General features: G+C 62.3%; 4 protein-coding genes and 1 pseudogene. All 5 read left to right on the top strand.

Annotation, left to right across the window (positions count from 1 at the left end):
* Positions 1-345 (top strand): annotated as a pseudogene (locus tag EOA60_RS25510) (methionine--tRNA ligase); the annotation flags it as partial.
* Positions 345-1139: a TatD family hydrolase gene (locus EOA60_RS25505; RefSeq protein WP_095825416.1), complete on the top strand. Its 795-nt coding sequence runs from the start codon at positions 345-347 to the stop codon at positions 1137-1139. The pseudogene EOA60_RS25510 and the gene EOA60_RS25505, both read left to right, overlap by 1 nt.
* Position 1140: 1 nt before the next feature.
* Positions 1141-1962 (top strand): MBL fold metallo-hydrolase, encoded by an 822-nt coding sequence (locus EOA60_RS25500; RefSeq protein WP_095825417.1) that lies wholly within the window; start codon positions 1141-1143, stop codon positions 1960-1962.
* A 66-nt stretch (positions 1963-2028) separates the two neighbouring features.
* On the top strand, positions 2029-2607 hold the full coding sequence (locus EOA60_RS25495) for a chloramphenicol phosphotransferase (RefSeq protein WP_095825418.1): 579 nt from the start codon (positions 2029-2031) through the stop codon (positions 2605-2607).
* Between the two features lie 101 nt (positions 2608-2708).
* Positions 2709-3206 (top strand): arginase family protein (locus EOA60_RS25490; RefSeq protein ID WP_206628222.1); only part of this gene is annotated, 498 nt, incomplete at its 3' end.

The raw sequence follows: 3206 nt of genomic DNA, 5'->3' as shown, positions 1-3206 counted from the left end.
ATGGGGGAGCAGGGCATCCATCTGGCGCTGGCGGCGATCTTCGGCGTGGTGGCCGACGCCGACCGCTACTTCGCGTCGCAGGAGCCCTGGGCGCTGCGCAAGTCCGATCCGGAGCGCATGGAGACGGTGCTGTGGACGACGGCCGAGCTTGTCCGGCGCGTGACCTTGCTTTGCCTGCCCTTCATTCCCGGATCGGCGGCGAGGCTGCTCGACCTGCTGGCTGTGCCGGCGGATAAGCGCAATTTCGCGCATGTCCACGCAGACCATGCGCTGGTGCCCGGCACGGCGCTGCCGGTGCCTGAGGGCGTGTTTCCCCGCTACGTCGAGCAGGACACCAAAGCCTGATGCTTGTCGACAGTCACTGCCATCTCGATTTTCCGGATTTTGCCGAGGAGCGGGCGGCTATCGTCGCCCGCGCTCTCGCAGCCGGGATCGGCCGCATGGTGACGATCTCAACGCGCGTGAAGCGTTTTCAGCAAACCATTGAAATTGCTAAATCTTTTAGTGAGGTCTATTGCTCAGTTGGTACTCATCCGCACAATGCGGCGGAAGAGCTCGATGTGACCGCAGAGGAGCTGGTACGGCTTTCCGACCATCCCAAGGTGGTGGCGATCGGCGAAGCCGGCCTGGACTATTTCTACGACCGCGCGCCGCGCGAGGCACAGGCGCAAGGCTTCCGCACTCACATCGCCGCCGCGCGCCGGACCGGCCTGCCGCTGGTCATCCATTCGCGCGACGCCGACGGCGACATGGCGGCGATTCTCGAGGAGGAGACAGGGAAGGGCGCTTTCCCCTTCATCCTGCATTGTTTTTCGTCCGGGCGTCGGTTGGCGGAAGTCGGCGTGGCGCTGGGCGGCTATGTCTCCTTCTCAGGCATCCTGACCTTCAAGAACTCGACCGAGTTGCGCGCGATTGCCGCAGATGTGCCGCGCGAACGGCTGCTGGTCGAGACCGACGCGCCTTATCTTGCGCCAATCCCGCATCGGGGAAAACGCAATGAGCCCGCCTATGTCGCGAATACGGCGAAGGTGCTGGCCGAGACCATCGGCGTCAGCGAGGCGGAGATCGCCGACATCACCACCGACAATGTCTTCCGGCTGTTTACCAAGATGCCGCGACCGGACGTGACGGCGGCCTGACATGGGCGACCAGCTGCTACTCACCATTCTCGGCTGCGGCTCGTCGCCCGGTACGCCGCGCATCACCGGCGACTGGGGCAATTGCGATCCGGCCAATCCGAAGAACCGCCGCATGCGCACGGCTGCTCTTGTCGAGCGGATCGCAGGGAATGGCGGCCGCACCACCGTCGTCATCGACACCGGACCGGATTTTCGCGCGCAGATGCTACTCGCCTCGGTCAAACACATCGACGCGGTGGTCTATACCCATCCGCATGCCGACCACATTCACGGCATCGACGATCTGCGCGGCTTCGTGCTCGAGCAACGCCGTCGTATCGATATCCATGCCGACCAGCCGACCATGCTGCGGCTGCGCCAGGCGTTTGGCTACTGCTTCGAGACGCCCCCGGGCAGTTCCTATCCACCGATCGTCAGGCCGCATCTCATAGACCATGCCCGGCCGGTGGTGATCGAAGGCGAGGGGGGTCCCCTCACCCTTGAGCCGCTGCCGCAGATCCATGGCGACATCATTTCGCTCGGTTTCCGCGTGGGCGAGCTCGCCTATTGCCCCGATATCAGCGACTTTCCAGCTGCCACAGCAGGAAGGCTTGAAGGCCTTGACGTGCTGGTGATCGACGCGCTGCAGTACAACAGCCATCCAAGCCATCTGTCGCTTGCCGAGGCACTGGGCTGGATCGAGAAGCTCTCGCCGAAAAACGCGGTGCTGACGCATATGCATGTGCCGCTGGACTATGCCGCCGTGATGGCCGAGACGCCGGACCACGTGGTGCCGGCCTATGACGGCATGATGATCGAAATTCCTTTTGAGTCAGAGCGATAGAGACGCCTGTTCACTTTGGCGCTTAGTCGTCAATCCGATTCTCTTTGGTGCTTCGGAAACTGATCGATGGTTCAGAATGTGTTTGTTCTGCTGCTCGGTTTCCCTGGCGTCGGCAAGCTGACGATCGCACGGGAACTCGGCACGGCACTTTCCGGCCAGGTCATCGACAATCACTGGATCAACAATCCTATATTGGCACTGCTTGCCGATGACGGTCGCCGCACTTTGCCTGATTCCGTCTGGGAGCAGACCGCCAAGGTCCGCCAGGCTGTCTTGGACACCGTCGCAACACTTTGTCCTCCCGCCGCCAACTTCATCTTCACGAACTCCGGCATCCAAGGAGACGCGAGAAGCCTGGCGTCCTACCAGCAGATGAAAGATGCGTCGGATCGACGAGGCGCTCACTTCGTGCCTGTGCGCTTGCTTTGCGAAGAGGCCGAACTGGTACGTCGCGTGATGTCGCCAACGCGACGTGACCGTCTCAAGTCGATCGATCCGGAAGTCGCGCGGCACCGCAGCCGAACAGTCGCTGTCCTTGACCCGAAGCACCCGAACAGCCTGACGATCGACGTAACAGCGATCAGCGCGGCGGAGGCGGCTACAAGGATTCACGAACACATCAAGGACCTCGTTGACGTTCCATAATCTATCTTATGCGACTTTCTGATATGGATCACGTAGAGGCGATAAAGCGATCCTATCGACGTGCCCCTCGCCGCGAGCGCTCACATTCGGACTATTGAACAATGACCTCTTCATCTTCCTTTCTTGGCTTTCCCGACTGCCTCGCCGGAGGCTGCGCGCCTCGCATGGTGATCTACGGTGCCGGTCATGGCAGCACCTATCCGGGAAAGGACAGCAGCGGCTATGTTCTGGCCGCCGACGCCATCCGCGCTGCGAGCCAGGACGATGCGCCGCTGGTCGAGCATTGGGATTTCGATCTCGGCGGTCCATTGTTCGACGGCAAGGCGGTCTGCTGCGTCGATGCCGGCAACATCTCGACGGTCATGCATGACAATGAGGGAAACCGGGCGCGGATCGAGGCGAAGACGCGCGAGGTCCTGGCCGCGTCGGCCGTGCCGATCCTGCTCGGCGGTGACGATTCCGTGGTAATTCCCTTTCTCGCCGGCTTTGCCGGTCTCGGGCCGGTCTGGATCCTGCAGATCGACGCGCATATCGACTGGCGCGACGAGGTCGATGGCGAACGCTACGGCTATTCGAGCCCGATGCGCCGGGCGAGCGAG

This window comes from Mesorhizobium sp. M1A.F.Ca.IN.020.06.1.1 (assembly GCF_004023265.1).
Lineage (GTDB): Bacteria > Pseudomonadota > Alphaproteobacteria > Rhizobiales > Rhizobiaceae > Mesorhizobium.
The sequence above is the reverse complement of the archived record's forward strand: the minus strand, read 5'-3'. Positions and strand labels throughout refer to the sequence as shown.

Coding starts and splice junctions, on each gene's coding strand:
- EOA60_RS25505 (WP_095825416.1), top strand. CDS start 345: ATGCTTGTCGACAGTCACTGCCATCTCGATTTTCCGGATTTTGCCGAG.
- EOA60_RS25495 (WP_095825418.1), top strand. CDS start 2,029: ATGGTTCAGAATGTGTTTGTTCTGCTGCTCGGTTTCCCTGGCGTCGGC.
- EOA60_RS25500 (WP_095825417.1), top strand. CDS start 1,141: ATGGGCGACCAGCTGCTACTCACCATTCTCGGCTGCGGCTCGTCGCCC.